The 21,263-nt window shown below is 53.8% G+C and carries 6 protein-coding genes; 2 read left to right on the top strand and 4 right to left on the bottom strand.

The annotated features are described in order from the left end of the window. Window positions 1-81: 81 nt before the first annotated feature. Entirely contained in the window at window positions 82-969 is an 888-nt protein-coding gene (locus Q31a_RS22155) for a YihY/virulence factor BrkB family protein (RefSeq protein ID WP_145082690.1), read from the bottom strand. Between the two features lie 402 nt (window positions 970-1,371). After that, window positions 1,372-5,481: a chemotaxis protein CheB gene (locus Q31a_RS22150; protein WP_145082688.1), complete on the bottom strand. Its 4,110-nt coding sequence runs from the start codon at window positions 5,479-5,481 to the stop codon at window positions 1,372-1,374. A gap of 1,433 nt (window positions 5,482-6,914) precedes the next feature. Here Q31a_RS22150 and Q31a_RS22145 point away from each other — a divergent pair. Beyond that, on the top strand, window positions 6,915-14,792 hold the full coding sequence (locus tag Q31a_RS22145) for a PAS domain S-box protein (RefSeq protein WP_145082686.1): 7,878 nt from the start codon (window positions 6,915-6,917) through the stop codon (window positions 14,790-14,792). 304 nt (window positions 14,793-15,096) lie between these two features. On the opposite strand, the gene Q31a_RS22140 is transcribed toward Q31a_RS22145, so the two are convergent. Next, a complete protein-coding gene (locus Q31a_RS22140) occupies window positions 15,097-16,089 on the bottom strand; it encodes a 2-hydroxyacid dehydrogenase (protein WP_145082684.1) in 993 nt (330 codons plus the stop codon). Between the two features lie 292 nt (window positions 16,090-16,381). Beyond that, complete coding sequence (locus Q31a_RS22135) at window positions 16,382-17,929, bottom strand: bifunctional aminoglycoside phosphotransferase/ATP-binding protein (protein ID WP_145082682.1); 1,548 nt, start codon at window positions 17,927-17,929, stop codon at window positions 16,382-16,384. A gap of 1,399 nt (window positions 17,930-19,328) precedes the next feature. Here Q31a_RS22135 and Q31a_RS22130 point away from each other — a divergent pair. Further along, on the top strand, window positions 19,329-21,053 hold the full coding sequence (locus Q31a_RS22130; RefSeq protein WP_145082680.1) for a Na/Pi cotransporter family protein: 1,725 nt from the start codon (window positions 19,329-19,331) through the stop codon (window positions 21,051-21,053). Window positions 21,054-21,263: the final 210 nt, after the last annotated feature.

Genomic DNA, 21,263 nt, shown 5'->3' with positions numbered 1-21,263 from the left:
AACTGCAGCCAAGCGGTCCAACTGTTAAGGTGTCACTGAGCATCGCTGAATTGAGAGGCAACGGTACATCTTGCCGCCATCCTATTTCGGGGTGGTGCGTTCAGCACCGTTTTCCGGCGTAGCCAGCTGCGAATTCAAGTTGAACGTGAACTCCGCGCCGAAGAGCAAAATGAGCGAGGAATAGTAGACCCACAGCAAAATCACTACCAGGGAAGCTGCTGCAGAACCGAGTTCTTGTCCGGGATTCGAATAGGATAAGTAGGTGAATAGTGCCCAGCGGCCCAGGGTGAAGAGCACCACCGTGAAGAGACCGCCCACCAGCGCACTGTGCCAGCTAACCAGTGCATCCGGCATCCAGCGAAAGACCGCAGCGAAGAATAGCCAAGTCGATGCGAAGCTCACCAGCTGATTGACGAGTGCAGGCCAGTTGCCTTCAACCCCCATTTGCTGCGTCAAATACTCCGTCAGCAGGTTGAGTACTGTTGCCACCACAAACGAAATTAGGAGAAGTAGGCCGAAGACTAGGATCATCGCCAGTGATAACAGCCGTTTCAACAAAAATCGTTTGGTGAAGGCACCCTCGCGTGGTTGGACGCGCCAAACTCGGTTTAGGGAACTTTGCAGCACTGTGAGCAAACCTGTTGCTCCCACGAGGACTCCCGCCAGGCTCAAGAATGACTTCCACCAAGTCCCGTTCGGATTGCTACTGTTCCGAATAATCGTGCCGATTTCTTGGGCAGCCGCTTGGTTGCCAATTAGTTGTGCCGCTTGTTGCTCCATAAAAGCTCTCGCTCGATCCACTGCCTGATCGTGCTCGTAGGTGATCGACATTCCGAGCGAGACAATCGATACCAATAGGTACAAGAGCGGAGGCATCGCGAAGAGTGTGTAGTAGGCTAACGATGCTGCCAGCGTTGGGCAGTCGTCTCGCGAGAATTGCTCGATCGCTTTACGGACAGTAGAGAGCATTGCAGGTGACGCTTGAATTTTGGAATTGACAGTTCATGGTAAAAGCCCGACGCGACGAAACTCGGTAGATCGCCATCGCTCGCTAAGGACCGTTGGAACAATTATTGGCGAACAGTCGCCGAACCGCTCCGCCGGTTCGTTCGGGAAAATGCCGATCGGCGGAGCGATCTGGCGATACTTATCGTTCCGATGGTCCTAAAGCCTTGGATGGGAGCTTGAGTTTCGGATTTTTATCTGCACGCCGCCCACGGAGCACCATCACAAGTTGGCCGTACCGTCACGAGTTGGCGCACCGTTTTTTCGGAACAGGAATTTCCTGCGCACAGGCTAAGTCCTCTGAGTGGTTAAAGGGTGTTCGGTCGAGTTCGGAAAATGCTACGAAAGCGGTTATGTTCGAGGAGTTTACGACGAATTCGAATCTGCCGAGATTAGTGTGGCGACCATTTTCATCAAGCGTGGACCGTCAATGGGTTTCGGGAAATATTCGTTGCAGCCCATTGCAATGCAGGCTTCGCGCTCTCCTTCCATTGCATCGGCGGTCAGGGCAATGATGGGGGTGGCAATACCTTGTTCTCGAATCACGGCGACAGCTTCTCGGCCTGACATCACCGGCATTTGCATATCCATCAGAATAAGTTGGAAGGGGGTTCCCTCATCAACGGATCGTTTCACCGCTGTGACTGCTTGCTGGCCATTTTCGACAATCGTGACATCTGCGCCACATTTTTCCAAGAAGTACTTGCCGACCTGCCAGACATCCCGGCGGTCGTCTGCCAGCAGAACGCGTGAATTAATCTGAGGATATTTGGTGTGCACGTGCCCTGAGTGCGGCGGCGTACTGCCAGGGGCCTTCGCCTCGCTGGTGATCTCGCTGTCGGATTGAGACAGTGGGAGTAGCAATGTGAACCGGCTCCCTTTGCCGAGTCGACTTGCGGCAAGGATCGTGCCCCCCATGCCCTCGGCGAGCCGCTTGCTAATGCTTAGCCCGAGACCCGTGCCCCCAAATTTTCGCGTTGTTTGCTTGTTCGCTTGACTGAACGGTTGGAACAGTCGTTCCATCTGCTTGGGGGTGATTCCAATCCCTGTATCCTCTACCGAAATTTCCAATCTTCTGCCTCGGGCGTCGTGATTGACGACAGTACTGACGGTGACGTGGCCGGCTTCCGTGAATTTCAACGCATTGCTAATCAGATTGACGAGGATTTGGCGAACACGGACTTCGTCAGCGGTGATCTCTGCGGGCAGCTGCGTTGCGTATTCGAATTGCAGTGCAACTTGCGCGTCTTGGGAGCGATTGGACATCAAGTTTTCGATATCTGCCATCACGCGTCGAATGTCGACACGTTGTCGTTCGAATCGCATCTTGCCAGCTTCGACTTTGGACAGATCCAAAATGTCGTTGAGCAAAGCCAACAAGTACGTTCCGTTCCGTTTGATCGTGTCGACTTTTTCGAGATAGTCGGGTTCCTCCGATTCGCTTCGCAAGATATCAGCAAATCCGAGAACGGCGGTCAGTGGCGTGCGCAGTTCATGAGACATGGTGGCAAGAAACGAGTTCTTGGCTTCGTTAGCGCGCAGACTTGCCGCGTTGGCCTCTTGCAGCGCCTTCTGGGCCGTCATTTGGTTGGTGATGTCGTGTTGCACACCGACGAAATGGCGAACTTCTCCATCCAAGTCAAACACGGGAGTGATTTGGAGGTCGTTCCAAAATTCGCTGCCATCCTTGCGATAATTGAGCAGCGTAACGCGGACAGGTTCACCACGATCGAGAGCAGCGCGAATGGTCTGAATCGTTTCTGGATCGGTTTTCGCACCTTGCAGAAATTTGCAATTGCGTCCCAAGACTTCATCACGCTCATAACCGGTCAGGGCGAGGAATCCCTGGTTGGCATAGGTGATTGGATTTCCAGATTGCAACGGGTCCGAGATGATGATGCCGTTGACGGCCGATTCGATCGCGAGCTGCCGCAGATTGCTCTCCGATTGAGCGGCGGTTAGTGACGAGATGTCAATCAAGGTCAACACCACGCCGCGAGTAGCGTCGCCACTCTGATAAGGCAATATTCGAAGTAGGTAGGGGGTGCCGTTTCGATCGCGGACGGTAAGCTCACGTTCTTCCTGTTGCTGGAGGACGGCCTGCAAATCCTCCAGCAAGCTGGGATGGTTCAAAACATGAGCAAATTGCTCCATGGACCGACCAGTATCGTGCTGTTCCAAACGGAACACACGGGCGATCTCTGGCGTAAATCTTCGAATGTAAAGTCCGTCATCGAGGAAGATAACTCCGACGCGCGTGGTTGCCAGCAGGTTGTCCATGTCGTCATTGGCCAGAGCCAACTCTTCGACGCGTCGTTGATGTTCAGCGTTAACGGTGTAAAGCTCCTCGTTGACGCTGTGCAGCTCTTCGTTGGTGCTCTGCAGCTCCTCGTTGGATGCGATCAACTCTTCATTGGAAGCTTGCAACTCTTCGTTGGAGGTTTCCATCTCCTCGATTGTGGCCTGCAAGTTCTCTTGCGAAGATTGCAATTGCGACTCCAGCGATTCCATTCGCGATTGATCATGTTCCTGCTGCGACTGGTCTGGGATGGGGGCCTCCGGTGGTGCCGTTTCTAAGGCCGGTTCGAACTCGACCAAGACATTGCAAGGTCGACTCAGATTGTCATTGAGTGGTTGCATGGTGATGCGAATCGACTCGGGGGAAGCCGCACCGGTGAAGGCCGTCGATGCGTATCGAACCGTCTTTCGCTTCGTGACGGCTTGATGCCAAGCTGAGGCTATGGATGATTTGAGGGATTCGTGGATCATCTCAAGCAGCAGATTGGAGGGTCTACCTCGGCGTGGTCGCAGGAATCGCTCGGCATCTCCGAAGAGATGCAGCATCTCGCCATTTTCGCCGACTAAGATGCTGCAGCCCATTTTCAAGGCATGCAGTTCTTCGTAGACGCTCAACAACTCCGCGTCAACGCGATTGCTCTTGGGTGTTGGCGGAGTGAGCGAGGCATAAGGCAGCTTTTCACTACGACGCTTGACGAGCACTCCAGTAGTGACCGGCAATCGAACGTCGCGTCGCTTGGTAAAGATCCGCCACCGTTGGTCGATCGATTGAAATTCACCCGCTAATTCTCCGCAGGTTTCACTAGGGCCCAGAAACAAAAATCCGTCGGCCTTAAGCGCGAAGTGGAACATGGACAACGCTTTTTTCTGTGCCGCCGGCTGGAGATAGATCAGCATGTTGCGACAGGTGACCAAATCCATCTGCGTGAAGGGCGCGTCGTTGAGAATATTGTGCGTAGCAAATACCACCCTGTTGCGAATGTCACGGCTGATCTGATAACCATTGGACGTTTGAGAAAAGTAGCGTTCAATTCGCTCGGGAGACAACTCGGCCACCGCATCCACGGAGTAGATGCCCTTGCCAGCAAGATTTAGAGAACCACTGTGAGCGTCCGTGGCGAAGATTTTGAAGTCCAGGTGGATTTTTTGCCTGCGCATTTCCTCGTCGAGTAGAATCGCGATTGAATAGGCCTCTTCGCCACTGGCACATGCGGCTACCCAGATTCGCAACATGTCCCTGGGGGCGGGCCGAGATAACCACTTGGTCAGCGCGTGTGCACGTAGCGCTTCGAAAGCCTCGCTGTCACGAAAGAACTTGGTGACTCCAATCAACAAATCCTTGTAAAGTTCGTTCAACTCGTGATCATCGACCATCAACCGTTCCACGTACTCGGCCATGTGCTGCAGACCTGAGAGTTGCAAGCGACGATAAATCCGCCTACCCACGGTGCTGGATTTGTATTGGGCGAAATCGAGGGAACTTTTACGATGCAGTAGATGTAAGATTTGAGCTTCTTCTTCCATGCTGCCAAAAGCCAGATCTTCCTCGGCCAGCTTCTCGCGTGAAATTCCTTCCTGCGTATAGCGGACCAACGCTTCGGCAATGGCGGATGGCGTCAAAACGAGGTCGACGGCACCTGTCTCACGCGCGCTAAGTGGCATTCCGTCGAATTTGGCAGACACTTCATCTTGGACGATTACCAAACCGCCCGCTGCGTGGATCGACTTCACTCCACGAGACCCATCGCTGCCGGTGCCCGACAAAATGACGCCAATCGCGTGACGCCCGATGTCGGTCGCCAACGACTGGAAGAAGGTGTCGATGGGGTGGACCAGCGAGCGGTCCGAACTCCTTTCGGTCAACAACAACTTGCCGTCGTCAATGACCATCTCCATCTTGGCTGGAATGAGGTAAATACAATTTCGTTCGACCTTCACGCCATGGTCGACTCGGTAGACTGGGATGTTGGTCTGCCGGGCTAGCAATTCCTCCATGTGGCTTTTAAAATCTGGAGACAAGTGCTGGACCACGACAAACGCCATCCCGCTATCAGCTGGTATGGCGCGAAAGAATGCTTCGAGAGCCTCCAACCCGCCTGCCGATGCACCGACTCCAACAACATGCAGCTCCCGGCAGCCTGCTGCCGTATTGGTCGAATTGTCGTGTGGCAAATCCATGCTGTACGGGATAGCTTCTGTTAGTAGGGTTCGTCAGATTTCGTCCGCCAGTATCACCTTGAAAGGTTGGTGGAGGCGTTCGCCGCCAAGGCGGCTTGGGATCCAATGCCTATCCTGAAGTTCTGACTCAAATCATTGGGCTATGCAAACCTTATACCAAACTCTGAGAGGGAAATGCGGTGTTGGCTGCGAGTGCAAGGCATTGGGGGCTGGCAACGACGAAATTTCTCAGAGTCGGCAGTGGGCTCCTCATTCTCAGGCCAAATCTATTAGTTTGGGAGCACTATAAGTTTGGAAGCAATGCCCAACACCCGACGGATGCCTGCAGTAGGCTGCTGAACCAGAGCAATCGGCTTCTCAGTTCGGCAGGGATGGGAGCTGCAAGGCTGGAGGGCGGCAGGTGGAGTCTAGGGTAACCGTGGCCGCCCCCGCGGAGTGGATCGCTAGGGACGGCTCATTGCAAGGGGCGAACGCTCTGCGCAAGTTTTTATCGCCAGAGTGGGCAGCAATTGCTTTTTCTGGCCGGTCACGCTTGGCCGGTCACGCTTGGGCGATGTTGGCTTGGGCGATATTAGTAAGGTTGGGCCTGGCTAGGCTTACGTGATCCGCCGTATCTGGGGCCTTGAGTTACTGGTGTACGACGTTTGCAAGAATTTCCTCAGCGAGTGACGATGTGGACGCAGCCAGTCGTGTGAATCACGGATCGCGCCCCACTCCTCAAATTGAGCTTGCGATTGGTGGGCCAGCGACCAGGGTGGTCAGTCCGCGACCTGTTAACACGAATCCGCCAGCGAGAAAAATGATGGCAGGAAACGCAGTCGCGTCCCTCGTGCATCGAGCTGGAGTCCATACTCGGTTAACGATGGGGCACACGCAGCGAACGCACCAATTCTTCCAGTCGGTGCTAGGGAAGCTTGGCAACCAACCGGTAGTGCCGTAGCGGTCCGCGTTGCCGCGTATCACTGGCAACCGCAGAAATGGTAGGCAGAGAGGTCTAAAGTTGGTCGATTCTGCGAAACTCCTGGGGTGTAGGAATGTCCCCGCGGGGGCTGGCAGAGCGATTCGTATAAGGCGAATGTTCCGCCGCCGTAACGACGGTAACTTCCGGGTAAATTGCCGCTCTCGCCTACTGCGGACTTTCACCGAACCGGCGCGTGCGAAACAATGGTTAGAGTGAAATGACCGTTTGGCTTGGTCGCGGTCCAACAACTGCAGGATATTCGAGGGTGTGGTCAGACGATAGAATTGCGGACGCCCCAGCGAGGCGATGCAGCAAAGCTAGATCCTCACGTGGGATCGCTCAATCAGTTCTAGCCATATTCTGCAACAGAGTTCGACAGAATCCCGTTCGTACAAGATTTCCGGGGAAATCGAGGACGGTACCTTAGGACTGATTGTTCCTTACCAACCGAAACACCCTAACTGAGCGACCCATGAAGCAGGGCGATCCTAGATTTTCTTCTCAAACTGCGGGACGGCTTATCACGGTAGGTGTGGGGGCATCGGCTGGCGGATTCGAAGCTTTTACAGAACTGCTTGCCCATTTGGGCATGCCATCGCACCTGGCGGTCGTATTCGTGCAACACCATGACCCGTCCAGTCAATCGCTGTTGGCTGAATTGCTATCCGGGGCGACGGAGATGAAAGTCGTCGAGATCAGCGGACGCAAGAAGCTGAAGCCGGGGTGTGTCTACGTCGCGCCCCCCGATCAATTTGTGGAGATCAAGAACGGCACGATCCGTCCGGTGGTGCCGGCCGTTGATGAGAGTCCGTTGTCGGCGGTCGACCACTTTTTCCTTTCGCTGGCCGAAGATCAGGGAGACCTTTCGGTCGGTATTGTGTTGTCGGGCGCGGGCAGCGATGGTGCGATCGGGCTGAAGGCGATCAGCGATACAGGTGGTTTGACCTTTGCTCAGGATGCCACGTCGGCCAAATACGATAGCATGCCACGCAGCGCTGCGACGACTGGCGTTGCCGATCATGTGTGTCGGCCAAGCGAAATTGCGAGTGAGTTGTTGCGATATGTTTGCCATATTGATGAGTTTGGTGATGCGTCCCATGTGCGGCGCCTGCAGAAGCAGATTGGCGAAGCGATCCCCCGCATTGCCGAACACTTGCTGTCCATCACCGGGCACAATTTTCAGCACTACAAAATCAACTCATTGGTACGCCGTATCCAGCGGCGGATGCAAATTGCACGCATTGTAACGGCTGCCGATTATTTGGTGCGTTTGCAAGCTAGCGAAGAAGAGACGCACGCCCTTTTCCGAGAGCTGCTGATTGGCGTGACGGCCTTTTTTCGGGACCCCGAGGCGTTTGAGTCGCTGGTGACCACCGTGTTGCCGAAAATTTTTGAAAGCAAGGCAACTGGCGAAATCGTCCGCATCTGGGTGGCCGGATGCAGCACCGGGGAAGAGGCCTTTTCGTTGGCAATTCTTTGTCGCGAATACGCCGAGAGCTTGGACCAAGCTCCCAGTGTGCAAATCTTTGCGACCGATATTGATGAGCGCGCGCTGCAAATTGCGCGAGCGGGACTCTACCCCATGGGCATTGAAGACCACGTCAGTCCCGAACGGCTCAAAAAGTTTTTTGTCAAACGGGGCAAACGGTACCAAGTCGCAAAACCGATTCGCGATATCGTGCTGTTTTCCAAGCATAATTTGATTAGTGATCCGCCTTTTTCGCGGCAAGACTTAGTTGCCTGCCGCAATCTGCTGATCTATTTAGGGACCCATCTGCAAGAAAAACTGATTCCGCTTTTTCACTATGCGCTACGTCCTTCCGGGTACTTGTTTCTTGGCCCGAGCGAAACGATCTCCTCACACGGAGAGCTTTTTCGTCCCATCGATACCAAATTTCGCATCTCGCAGCGAAAGGGAACTGCTGTCAGTTCGTCCAGTATCATGGCGCTACGTCATGGTGAAGTGAAAGTCATTCAGCCGGGCGGGCTCCAACCCGATGCGGCGACCGACCTCAATGGTATCCGGCAGCGGATCTTGCTGGATGAGTTCGCACCGAAAGCAGTGATCATTGACCAATCAGGCCAAATCCTGAATGCGTCCAACGGTATTGAGAAATATCTGTCGATTTCGGGAGGCGATTTCCACAACAGTATCGTCAAGATGGCCAAGCCTGGCCTGCGGATTGGTCTGCGCGCGGCCATCGCTGAAGCGGTCAAGAAACGTGAGAAGGTTACGCACGATAACCTTTCGCTTCACGATGGTGATTCAATCCAGCGAGTGATGTTGACCGTGCAGCCGATGCCGCAATTGGGGGAGCACGATGAAATTCTGATGGTCGTCTTTCACGATTCTGGTGAACCCGTCCGCCGCGACGACGACTTGTTGCCGGAGTCGACCGCGACGGGCAATCAGGATGCTGACTCGATCATCGCCCACATGGAGCGCGAACTTGAGACCACGCGGAGCGATCTAGAACGTACGCTGCAGGACATGGAAGCAGCCAATGAGGAGCTGAAATCTTCGAACGAAGAGCTTTTGTCGATGAACGAGGAACTCCAATCGGCCAATGAAGAGCTGGAGACCTCAAAAGAAGAGATTCAAGTTGTACTCGGTAGAATTGCGCAGTCGGAGTCCGATCAAAGGAATTTGTTGGACAGCACGAAGATTGCCACGCTGTTTCTCGACAATGAGATGCACATTCGCAGCTTTACGCCGGGTGTTACATCGCTTTACAACCTGATTTCAACTGATATTGGGCGCCCACTGCGACACATCACACACACCTCGGTCGAGATGCCCCCCTTTCCCGACGACCTGTCGCTGGTCGGTGACTTGGTCGTCGAAGATGAAGTAGAGACTCAGGATGGGCTTTGGTACATGCGACGGATTCAGCCGTACGTGAATGAAAGGAAGCAACGTGACGGGTTAGTCGTCACGTTCTACGATATCACCGAACAAAAAAAGCTGCGCATGCGACTGGCGGCGGCGCATGCGGTAACTCAACTTTTGGCGGATGCCGATTCATTCGAAACGGTCATTCCGCGTGTCCTCAACGCACTGCGTGTATCGCTGTCCGCGGAAGTTTGCCTCCTCTGGAGGATCGACAGTCGTGGGGAATTCTTGAACTGTGTCGAGACGGATGCAATTGATGACTTGCGTCGGCCGTTCATTGACCTCAGTCGTGAGACCCGTCTGGCGATCGGTGAAGGTTTACCCGGACGGGTGTGGAAGCGTAGAAAGCCGGTCTGGTTTGGTGATGTGCAGGAGACTGGCGTTTTTCTCCGCTCTGCCGCGGCAAGCGAAAGCGACTTGTTTAGTGGTGTTGGAACACCAATCGTAGTTGGAAATAAGTTCAAAGGTGTGATCGAGATCTTCACCACTCGCCGGCTTGTGCACGAGCCTGAGTTGATTCAATTGCTGGCGTCTGTTGGTAGTGAAATTGGGCAGTTTATCCGTCAGCGCCGCTTGCACGCAACTCTGCAAAATGAAGAAGCTCGCAAGACAGCAATTCTAGAATCTGCGCTCGATAGCATTATTACGATGGACACCGATGGACAGATTGTAGACTTCAATCCTGCCGCGGAGCGGACCTTCGGTTATGCTGCTGCAGACGTTGTCGGGAAATCGTTAGCCGATACGATCGTTCCTGAGGACTATCGCGACTCACACCGGCAAGGATTGATTCGGTTTCTGAGGGAAGGTAGCTCAAGTATTATTGGGCAGCGCGTTGAACTGACGGCCCAGCGCGCCGATGGCAGTTTGTTTCCTATTGAGTTGGCCATCAGTGTCTCACGCGGTCGTGATCATTTGCCGTTCTTCACCGGCTATCTACGCGATATCACCGAGCGGAAACAGGCCGAAGCCAACCTGCTGCAGCGCGCAGAATTGGCGGCCCTGCATGCTTCCATAGCGTTATCACTGGCGGGGGAAGCACCGTTGAATGAGATTCTTGATATCTGCTGCCAGAAGATTGTCGACGGACTGGATGCGGTCTCCGCTCGCGTTTGGCTGTTGAATGGAGCGGAGCAAGTCTTAGAGGCAACCGCTACTGCAGGCATGGCGCTACAACACGGCGGAGCGGACCGTCGCGTTTCTGTGGGTAAATTTAAAATCGGTGAAATTGCCGCCACACGGCAAGCTCTGCTGTCTAACGATGCGCCCCATGAACCGAAGATCGGCGATTCCCAGTGGGCTTTGCAAAATGAGATCGTGGCGTTCGCCGGCTATCCGCTGATTGTCGAGCACCGCGTCGTCGGTGTTGTCGCCTTGATCGCTAAACATCGCATCGAACCGGAGGTGTTTGAGCAACTGCTTCCAATGGCCGACGCAATGGCACAATGCATCGCCCGCAAGGAGTCGGAGCAACGCCTGCTAGATCGCGAGCAGCGATTGGAGATGGCACTGGATACGGGCCGCCTCGGGACTTGGCACTGGAATGTTAGTACCGATCGAGTGACTTGGTCAGACCAGCTGTATAAGATTTTCGGCTATACCGAAGAGCAGTTCCCTAATACGCGGGATGGTTTTCTCAGACTGATTCATCCCGATGATCGTGCTCGCGTTACAGAGCGACTTGAGGCGGTCTTCACCGGAAGCTGTCTCTCCTATGAAATGGATTTCAGAATCATTCGCGGAGATGACCATCGTATCGTCTGGACTTCCGGACGGGGAGTCATTCGGCGGGATGAGTCCCATTATCCGCTCAGCATTACGGCCGTGGCTACAGATATCACTGAACGCAAGCAATGGGAATTGGAGCTCGTCGACCGCGAGTCGCATTTGCGTAGCGTAATAGACAACACGCTCTTCATGATCGGAGTTTTGGACGTCGATGGTACGCTCTTGGAAGCTAATGCCGCTGCAATGAACTCCGCCAAACTCGATCGCAGCGAAGTCATTGGGAAAAAGTTTTGGGACTCGTATTGGTGGAACTTTGACCAGGTATCCATCAGTCGATTGCAGGATGCGGTGCGAAGAGCCGCGGCGGGAGAGACGGTGCGCTACGATGTGATGGCTCGCATGGCCGACGAAGCGCGAATCACCATTGACTTCATGATCAGCCCCGTTCGCTCGAGCGATGGTACGATTACCCACCTGATTCCATCTGCCGTCGATATTAGCGAACGCAATGCCGCGAAAGCAGCCGTGATCGAGCGAGAGCAGTTCCTAATGTTGGCACTCGACGCTGGCAAGATGGGGACATTTAAATGGGATGTCAGCTCGGGAAGTGTGGATTGGTCCGAGATGCTGTATTCCATGTTTGGTTGTCGCCAGGGAGAGTTCGACGGCACTCTAGCTAGTTATAGACAGCTTGTTCATCCGGACGACCGGGAGTCGGTTGCGGCACGGATCGAGGAGGAATTCGCCAGCGATACCGATAGCCATTGTGTTGAATTCAGACTGATGCAACCGCACAACGGCCGCATGATTTGGGTGGAAGAACGCGGCGTCATTCACCGTGATCGGGATCGTGTTCCTTTGCAAGTGACCGGTTTGGTGCAAGATATTTCGGAGCGTAAGGCGGAAGAACTAAATCTTGCGTTTATTTCCGATTTGCAAACTGAACTTGTTCAATTGGCATCGGTCGACAGTTTGATGGATGTTTCCACCAGGCTGACGGCTAACTTCCTGGGGTTATCGCGCTGCCTGTTGGTCGAGTTCGACGAGGGAGGGGAAATTGCGAACATCTTGTGCGACTATCACCAACGCGATGAACCAAGCTTGCTTGGAAAACACCCAGTTCGGAACTTCCATGACGAAACCGAACGCAAGGCATTGATTGCGGGAAAGCAAGTGATTTCAAATGATACGCAGGTTCTGGGGCGAGACGAACGCATCGTTGAGAGCTTTCGCCAGTTCAATATCGGCGCCTTTTGTAACTCAGCCTATGTCACCGATCGTGGTACTAAATTCGTTGTTTCTGCGTTGGCTGCTGAGCCTCACGCATGGACCGCCGAAGAGTGCAAGCTGTTGCAGGAAGTTGCCGATCGCGTCGGCATTCGAATCGAACGAGCCCGGTCCGAAGAGGAATTGGCAAATCGCGAAGCTCATCTACGGCGCGTGATCAACAACCAATTGGGGCTGGTCGGCGTTATCGATCGCGATGGAATGCTCTTGGAAGTCGACGATAGTTCGCTGGAAATCGCGCATACTCGGCGCGAGGACGTTATTGGAAAGCATTTTGCGGAAGCACCTTGGTGGAGCTATGATCCCGCAGTCGCTGCAAAGACGCGTGATGCAATGCAGCAAGCGTTGCGGGGCGAAGTCGTGCGCTACGACGTGTCGCTGTTCGCCCACGGCGACGAAGGAGTGATGATTGACTTCATGATCGCGCCGGTGTTCGATGATGAAGGTAACGTCGAATACCTGATTCCTTCCGGGGTCGATATCTCAGAGCGATATGCCGCAGCCACCGAATTGACGCAGGCGAAGCGTTTGCTCGAATTGAGCATGTCTGTCAGTCGTGTCGGGTCATGGAGTTTTGATTTACATACGGGCGCGTTTACGGCGGATGAGAGCCTGACGCGGATGTTTGGTTTCGACGTTGGAGTCCCCATCGCTTACGACGACTTTACCTCACGCATGGTGGATGAAGACCGAGAGCGAGTTCGAAAATCGATTACTGAGTTGCTGGAAGGAGGCGGGACGTTCAGTGAGGACTACACCGTGGAATTACCAGACGGTTCAACCAGATATTTCCAGGGACGGGGGTCGGTAGTCATCCTCAACGATGGGACCAAGACCTGTTCGGGGATCGTGATGGACATCACGCGACTACGGGAAATGCAGTTGGCGGTGGCGCAAAGCGAAGAGCGTTTTCGCAATATGGCCAATACCGCGCCGGCGATGATTTGGGTTACCGACGAGAACTACGACTGCAATTTTCATTCGCAAAGATGGTATGACTTCACTGGCCAAACAGAGGGCGAAGGGTTGGGCTTAGGTTGGACTGATGCGATTCATCCTGAAGATCGGGAAATGGCGCGAAATTCATTCTTGGAAGCGGCCGATCGAAGGGACGCATACGAAATTGATTTTCGACTGCGTACCGCGGATGGCCACTATCGATGGGTTATCGATGCTGGACGCCCTCGCTTTGATGCGGATGGCAAGTTCCTCGGGTACGTGGGGTCAGTCATCGATGCCCACGAACGACATGAGTCGCAAGTGGAATTGAAGAAAGCACGTGCGGTTGCCGAGGCTGCCAATGAAGCCAAGAGCGCGTTCTTAGCGAACATGTCGCATGAAATTCGAACACCAATGACCGCAATCTTAGGCTATGCGGAGCTGTTGAAGGGTTTGGTCGAGCAGGAGGAAGCTGCCCAGCACTTGCAAACCATTCGTCGTAACGGCCACTACCTGCTCCAGATTATTAACGATATTTTGGACCTCTCCAAAATCGAAGCCGATAAACTGGATGTGGATTGCGAACGCTTTGAGCCGCATCGTTTGGTTGAAGATGTGCGTAGCATCATGGAGGTCCGCGCTAAGGAAGGAGGATTGACGTTAGATGTTGAGTACGATGGAAAACTACCCAAAACGATCCATTCGGATGCCAAGCGACTCAAGCAGATCCTCATCAACCTCATTGGCAATGCGATCAAGTTCACGCCTAAGGGACGCATCCAGATCCGTGTTCGCTTCAATCGCCAGACTCAACAGCTGCAGTTCGATGTAGTTGACACAGGTATCGGCATTTCGGACGAGCAGCTGCCACGCTTGTTCAAGCCCTTCTCGCAGGGGGACGCGAGTGTCACCCGAAATTTTGGGGGAACTGGCTTAGGACTTGCCATCAGTCAGCGACTAGCAGAAACACTGGGCGGACGTATCTCAGTCAGTAGCACTGCGGGCGTTGGCAGCACGTTCACGATTGACATCGCGACCGGGGAGATCGCCGATTCCGAGCTGGTGGAATACGATGAATCCAATTCTGATGTAGAAGAGTTTTTAAAGCTGGCTCCGCCATCGAAATTATCCTGTCATGTGCTGATTGTTGATGATCGACGCGACATTCGCTTTCTGAGCAAACGCATTCTCACCGGAGCCGGCGCTACGGTGGAAGAATGCGAAGACGGGCAGCATGCTATTGATCATATTACCGCCTGTTTTGATAGTGCGACGTGCCCCGACCTGGTTCTGCTTGACATGCAGATGCCGATTCTGGATGGTTATTCAACGGCCCGACAAATGCGGGCGCTCGGCTTTACCGGTCCGATCATTGCGTTGACCGCAGACGCCATGCAAGGCGATATGAGCAAATGTCTGGAAGCGGGCTGCAACGACTATCTCTCCAAGCCCATCGATGCACAAGCAATGCTCAGTTTGGTACATGAAATGACGAAAAAGTGACGACGGAAAAGGTACGACGTCCGGTGGGAACAAAAAAGCGACGTTAAGACGGAACCTCCACTACCGAGCAACCTCCCCTAGCCCTTCGAGATCAGCAGTTCGGGTTACCGCGCTCGAGTGCTCAGATTGGCGTTTTGCCGGCTCAGGGCAATAGATACTCGACACACCTGGGAGCGGGCCGGTCGATCTCACTAAGGACCACTGGAACAATTATTGGCGGATAGTCGCCGAACCGCTCTGCCGGTCCGTTCGGGAAAATGCCGATCGGCGGAGCCATCTGGAGGCATCATTTAGGGATAGGGCTTCAGCGCTTAATTTCGTTTTTGCACGTCCCCAATTGTTCGATCGAGGTGATGTTCTGAAGCGTGGTTTCCGCGATGCAGGTCAGCGCGTCTTTCGTGAAAAAAGCTTGGTGTCCGGTGACGACGACGTTGGGAAATGTCAGCAAACGGGACAACGCATCATCGGGGATGACTTCATTGGATAGATCTTCAAAAAAGACGTCCGCTTCTTCTTCATACACGTCCAATCCGAGATGGCCAATTTGCCCACTCTTTAATCCGCGAATCACAGCTTGAGTGTCAATCACGGCACCGCGGCTGGTGTTGATGATCATCACACCTCTCTTCATTTGGGCAATGGTTGCAGCGTTGATCATGTGTTGCGTGTCTGGCGTCAAGGGGCAATGAAGCGAAATAATATCCGACTCTGCGAACAGCTTGGGGAGGTCGACAAACTCTATCCCATGTTCACGACATTGCTGGTTGGGGTATTTGTCGTAGGCGATCACGCGGCACCCAAACCCAGACATGATCTTGGCGAAGACCTGACCGATTTGCCCCATCCCAATAACGCCTACGGTGCGACCGTGAAGATCGAAACCAAGCAACCCGCTGAGCGCAAAGTTCCCGTCACGCACCCGTGAGTAGGCCCGATGGAGATTGCGGTTCAGCATCAATACCAAGCCGGCGGTATGTTCGGCAACTGCGTACGGTGAGTAGGCGGGAACGCGGACGACTTTGAGGCCACGTTGTTGTGCTACCGCGAGATCGACATTGTTAAAACCAGCGCAGCGCAAGGCAATAGTTTGCACGCCGTAGTTGGCCAAGATCTCTAACACCTCGGAGTTCAACTGGTCGTTGACGAAAGCGCAAACACAATCATAACCCTTGACGAGTTCGACTGTCTCCAACGTCAATCTAGCTTCCAGGAAGGTTAGATCGTGATTGAATGAAGTGTTCGCAGATTCTAGGAATTGACGATCATAGGGCTTTGTGCTGAAAACGATAACTCTCATTCTTCAAACTACCTTGATCCACAATGGGGGCCCCACGATCACTGTGGATACTGTGATCGAGGTGGAGTATCTCGTTTGATTCAAGCCGCTTCCACCACGCCTTGGTGACTGCGATCTTTTCTGGGAATTGTAAGTTCACTGCTTTTTCGAGTTCACAGCTTTTTCGAATACTTGTGCTTCCGTAGCTGTTCCCACCATTGTCAGAGCCCCACGTTTCGGGCGGTGGCATGGAGATCGCCGTTGATCCGCATCCGCACACCACTGGCAGGTGAAGGTGCGTGCCGTCATTCCTCTAGGGACACTTACTTGGTATACCGCAAATATACTTGAGTTCACGTTCCGACAATGGATCGTGCGAAGCCAGTTGTTCCTCTAGTACTCGAATGTTCGCATCGGAGGCATCGTTGTTTTTCGCCACGCGGTCGGCGACGCGCTGCCGAAGTGTTTGTTCGTCGGCATGGCAATCAAGAATCGCAAAACGCACGCCCTCACTATCCGCCGTACTTTTGAACAGCTGACGGTCGTTACGCTTTAGGAACGTGGCATCCACCACCACTGAATAACCTGCGCGAAGAATCCCGATTGCCAGTTGGCGAAGGCGTTCGTAGGTAGCATGCGTGGCTGACTCGCAATACAGTTCTTGCTGCGTTTTTTGATCCGGACGCTCATTCCTTTCTAGCCCCGAATAACGCTTCCGCTCGACATCGCTTCGCACGCGTATTGCGTCTCGCCGTTGAACCAAAATCTCGCTTTGTGTCGTTTTGCCGCTTCCGCTGAACCCATGCGTAATCCACAAGCAGGGCTCCTCACGCACTGAAAATCGATGCGCCAAGTCGATGTGCTGCGCGCAGTCTTCCCGGGCCCTTTGTCGATCGCTTTCGCTCTGCCCAGCCTGGTCGGCTCTCAATGCTGCGACCTTAGCTCGCACCAGGGCGCGGTACACCAAGTACCACCGTAGTGAGGTGAGTGACGCGTAGTCGCCAGTCTGTTCTAAGTAGGCGTTAATGAAGCTGCGGCACAATTCCAGGTGCCCACGCGCCGCAAAGTCCATCGCGAGAAATGCGGCATCGCTCAGGACGTCGATCCAGCGAAAGTCCTCATTGAACTCGATACCATCAAACGGCATCAGGTGACCGTTCCAATAGACAATATTGGCGAGATGTAAGTCGCCGTGACATTCGCGTATGAACCCGTTCGCAATTCGCCGTTGGAACTCATGCTGATGTTCCGCGAAGTACTCGAGAGTCCAGGCCTTCAAGACTTGCAAAGTCGTTAACTCATCCCCAGTGACCGCTGCTTCCAGGTCTTGGAAATTATCAAGGGCATTGCGAAGCACTGAATCGGGCCTGCCCCATGGACTGTTGCTGTCGATCTTGAACGCGCCTTGGTGGAATTTCGCGACAGTGGATGCTAGTTGTTGAATCTCGGTACTGGGGAGGGCGCCCAATTCAAGGCGCTGGCTTAACAATGCATTTTCGGGAAAACGAGACATCTTGACGGCATATTCAAATGGTTCCCCCGGTCCATCCATGCGTGGTGTTCCGTCGACAAGCGTGATGGGAACAACCTCTAAGTAAAGTCCCTCTGAATAGCGTGCATCGAGCCGCAGCTCTTCTTCGCAGAATTTGTGTCGCTTTTCCAGCGTTCCATAGTCGAGAAAGCTGGTCTTTATTGGTTTCTTGACCTTGTAGGCAAACTCACCAACGAGAAACACCCATGAAATATGGGTCTCATGCACTGTGACTGGCGATTGGGCGGCATGCGGATACGCGGACGACTCACTCAATGCCCGGATCAGATCGTCGCTCGAAATAGAGTTGTTCGTCTTATTCGCCGTCATGTTCTCTCCTACCCTGCATCGGGAACTCAGGCCGTGGAGGGACTGGTTTGCTCTGCCCCGCAAAGACTCTGTTCAGTTTAAAGCGATTGAGGTCTTTCGCATACAGCCTGTATTGTCTGAAGCGAGGAAATGAAAATTCGTTGATAAGGATGGGCAGGGCCGAGGTGCCCACCTGCGTGAACACAATTGCGTCTACCCTACCGCAATGCCATTCCTCAGCGCTGGCGATCTTGAGTTTTCGCATCTTCGTGCTGCCGAACCGAGTCCTCATTCTGCAGGAATTGCTATAGGAGAGAGTCGTGTTCTTTGGCTGTGGTGGTCCTGGAAATCGCAGTCAGTGGACTATGGGATTTGCCGTCGCTCTAGGGGAAATCTGCCAAACTGAGCATGCTCGGACTCGTCGCAGTACACGTGGGATGCTAGGCAGGAACCGATTGCGACGTTCACGACAATTCAATCGTAGGTCTGTTCTGCCATGCACAATGACCACTCAGGAATCAAGTCGAGGTTCAAGACGGACTGTTGGCCAACCGCTGGGGTGGAGCTGTGGGGCCTTCGGCGTGGGGTCGACAACGCGCACCAACCTATCGGCGAACAATCAGCCCTGTGTCCTGAGGATTTCCATCGGCTTACTACTTGAGGTCGTCGCCCCTCGCAAGAGTCGACTATTCGATTAAAATGGCATCCATCGAGTGTCAACTTAGGCGGCTCTTGTCGCTGTGTGGTGGGAAGAGTGCAAGGTGTTCCTCAACTTTGCCTATTGGCGAGCCGATTTTAACGAAAAGTGCTGGATTGAAACTGTTCTCGAAATCGACCAGTCCTACCGTAGGCCGCTCGTGGTGAGCTACTGAGACCGCTCGAAGTCGTTTGACAACCAACGCAGCACTGACGAGTGGACAGACTAAGTCCACCGCAGGCTATTAAGGATTCTCCACCTCGTCTCTAGGATGTTCGGCGTGAGATCGAGGAGGCCAGTGTGCCGAAAGTAAGCCTCGATCTCGAGAACGCCCCATGCCTCAAGCAACAGGCGGTTCCCGGCGGAAGTCGGCGGTTGGGCTGATCGAGAGCTGCGAGAGGGGCTTGCAGGTGGGGGCTTACAGGAGGGCTTACAGGAGGGCTTACAGGAGGGATTGCAGGAGGGATTGCAGTGACTAGGCGGACGCTGGAACGCACCGCACGGGAGCGCGTGTATTGCGGGCAGTCCCTTGAAACGAATCGAAACTGTGCGGTGATCGCAAGTGCCTTGTCCACGCTAAGAATTGTGCCTCGATGCCCAACGGCATTTAAACCTTCTAGGATCGCATCAAGTTATCGAATGCCGAATCGGCGGTGAACGCACGATCGGGTTAGCTGACTAGAAAGGTCCGCTACCGAGCATCGTGCATTAAGGTGTTTTCAAGTGAGTTCTTCATCGCTGGAAGTCGGCGTTTTGATATCCGGTCTCGGTGGAGGCTTGGCGCTATTCTTGCTTGGCATGCGGCAGATGACGGACAGTCTGCAGACCGTCGCTGGCGACAGTATGAAAAATCTGCTGGCGAAAATGACGGCGAATCGCTTTACCGCTGCATTTGCAGGGGCCATCGTCACAGCCGTGATTCAGTCGTCTTCCGTCACGACGGTACTCGTGGTCGGATTCATCTCGGCGGGACTGTTGACATTTAGCCAGTCCATCGGGGTGATCATTGGTGCCAACGTTGGAACAACGCTCACCGCTCAGATTATCGCGTTCAAAGTCTATCAGTACGGCCTAATGATGATTGCAATCGGCTTTCTTGTCGATGTGCTGGCTAAGTCGGAAAAGATCAAGCATTGGGGCATGGTTCTGATGGGGCTAGGGCTGATCTTTTTCGGGATGGAATTGATGAGCAATGCGACTGGCCCGCTACGGGATTGGCCACCATTCGTCGACATGCTTCAGAATATGCGAAATCCTCTGTTGGGTATTTTGGTGGGACTCCTGTTTACTGCCATCGTTCAGAGTTCATCTGCCACGACGGGCATTGTCATTGTGCTGGGGAGTCAGGGGCTGATCTCCCTCGAATCAGGCATTGGGCTGATCTTCGGAGCGAATATCGGTACGTGCATCACGGCAAGTATCGCAGCGTTCGGTCGACCGCGCGGAGCTATCCAAGCAGCGTGGATTCACGTTCTCTTCAATCTAGGTGGCGTCTTGTTGTGGATGTTCTTTATTCCGCAGCTAGCACAGCTGGTGCGACATATTTCACCGGCCGCGGAGCATCTTTCTGGTGCTGCTAGGCTTGCCATCGATACTCCGCGACAAATAGCAAACGCGCACACGTTATTCAATGTTGGCAATACACTGCTGTTCATTTGGTTTACTGGACCGTTGTCGAAACTGGTGGACTGGATCGTTCCGGCGAGGGAGGAGCCCGAGGATATCCGTCCCATGTTTCTCGACGAAATGTTTTTAGAGCAGCCCGCATTGGCACTCGACCAGGTGCGTCGAGAGTTGACCCGTTTAGCCGAATTGGATCAGAAAATGCTGGAGTTGACCCTCGGAGTTGCCACAGCCGGAACGCCCAGGGATATCGAGAACCTGCGACGCGCCGAGGAGGACGTTGATACGCTGCATGGTGTGATCATTACGTATTTAGGAAAGCTGTCACAAAAGAAATTGCTTGAGCCCCAGCAGACGCAGCTTCACCAGTATATTGGAATCGCCAACTACTTGGAGAATGTCGGCGATGTCATCGAGAACAATGTGCTGACCGACGCAGTCAAGCGAATGCGACTCGGTGTTCAGGTTAGTCCGTCTACGGTGGCTGTGCTGCGAACCGTGCATGCGAAGGTTTGCTGGGCATTCGATCAAGCGCTGGCAGCACTGCGCACCGAAGATCCGACCGCGGCTCAAAATGCTGTGGGAAGTAAAACCAGCGTTAACGAGCTAGCTGACAAAGCAACCTCTCATTTGTTCAAACGTCTGGTTGCGTACGAACCCAACCGACTAGCAGCCTTTAAGGTCGAAACGGACATTCTTGAAAATCTAAAACGAATTAACACGTTGACACGGCGGATCGCTCATGCCGTGTCAACGGAAACGGGGAACGCGGAAATTGTAGTGGAAAACCGCAAAATGGAAGCCAGCCAAGTACAGAGCTCGTAATCAGCAATTTGATTGAAAGTGGAGTGCCCCCAGGCATCGCCCCTACGGCAAACAGTCGTGCGGAAAAAATTGCCAACATGCACGCGAGCCTGCATTGTGGAACCATTCGCACTGCGCGCGGTTTGAAAGTGGGCGATTCCGCACAGTAGCCAGCACCAAACGGGGCTGCAAGCAGCTAAGGGATTCTCAAACTACATCACTTTTCGCACT

Origin of the sequence: Aureliella helgolandensis, from assembly GCF_007752135.1 — a bacterium.
GTDB classification, from domain to species: Bacteria; Planctomycetota; Planctomycetia; order Pirellulales; family Pirellulaceae; genus Aureliella; species Aureliella helgolandensis.
Note: the sequence above shows the minus strand (reverse complement) of the source record. Positions and strands in the feature narration are given on the sequence as shown.

Excerpts from the sequence above, each read along its gene's own strand:
- Q31a_RS22150 (WP_145082688.1), bottom strand. The coding sequence starts at position 5,481 with ATGGATTTGCCACACGACAATTCGACCAATACGGCAGCAGGCTGCCGG.
- Q31a_RS22145 (WP_145082686.1), top strand. The coding sequence starts at position 6,915 with ATGAAGCAGGGCGATCCTAGATTTTCTTCTCAAACTGCGGGACGGCTT.
- Q31a_RS22155 (WP_145082690.1), bottom strand. The coding sequence starts at position 969 with ATGCTCTCTACTGTCCGTAAAGCGATCGAGCAATTCTCGCGAGACGAC.
- Q31a_RS22140 (WP_145082684.1), bottom strand. The coding sequence starts at position 16,089 with ATGAGAGTTATCGTTTTCAGCACAAAGCCCTATGATCGTCAATTCCTA.
- Q31a_RS22135 (WP_145082682.1), bottom strand. The coding sequence starts at position 17,929 with ATGACGGCGAATAAGACGAACAACTCTATTTCGAGCGACGATCTGATC.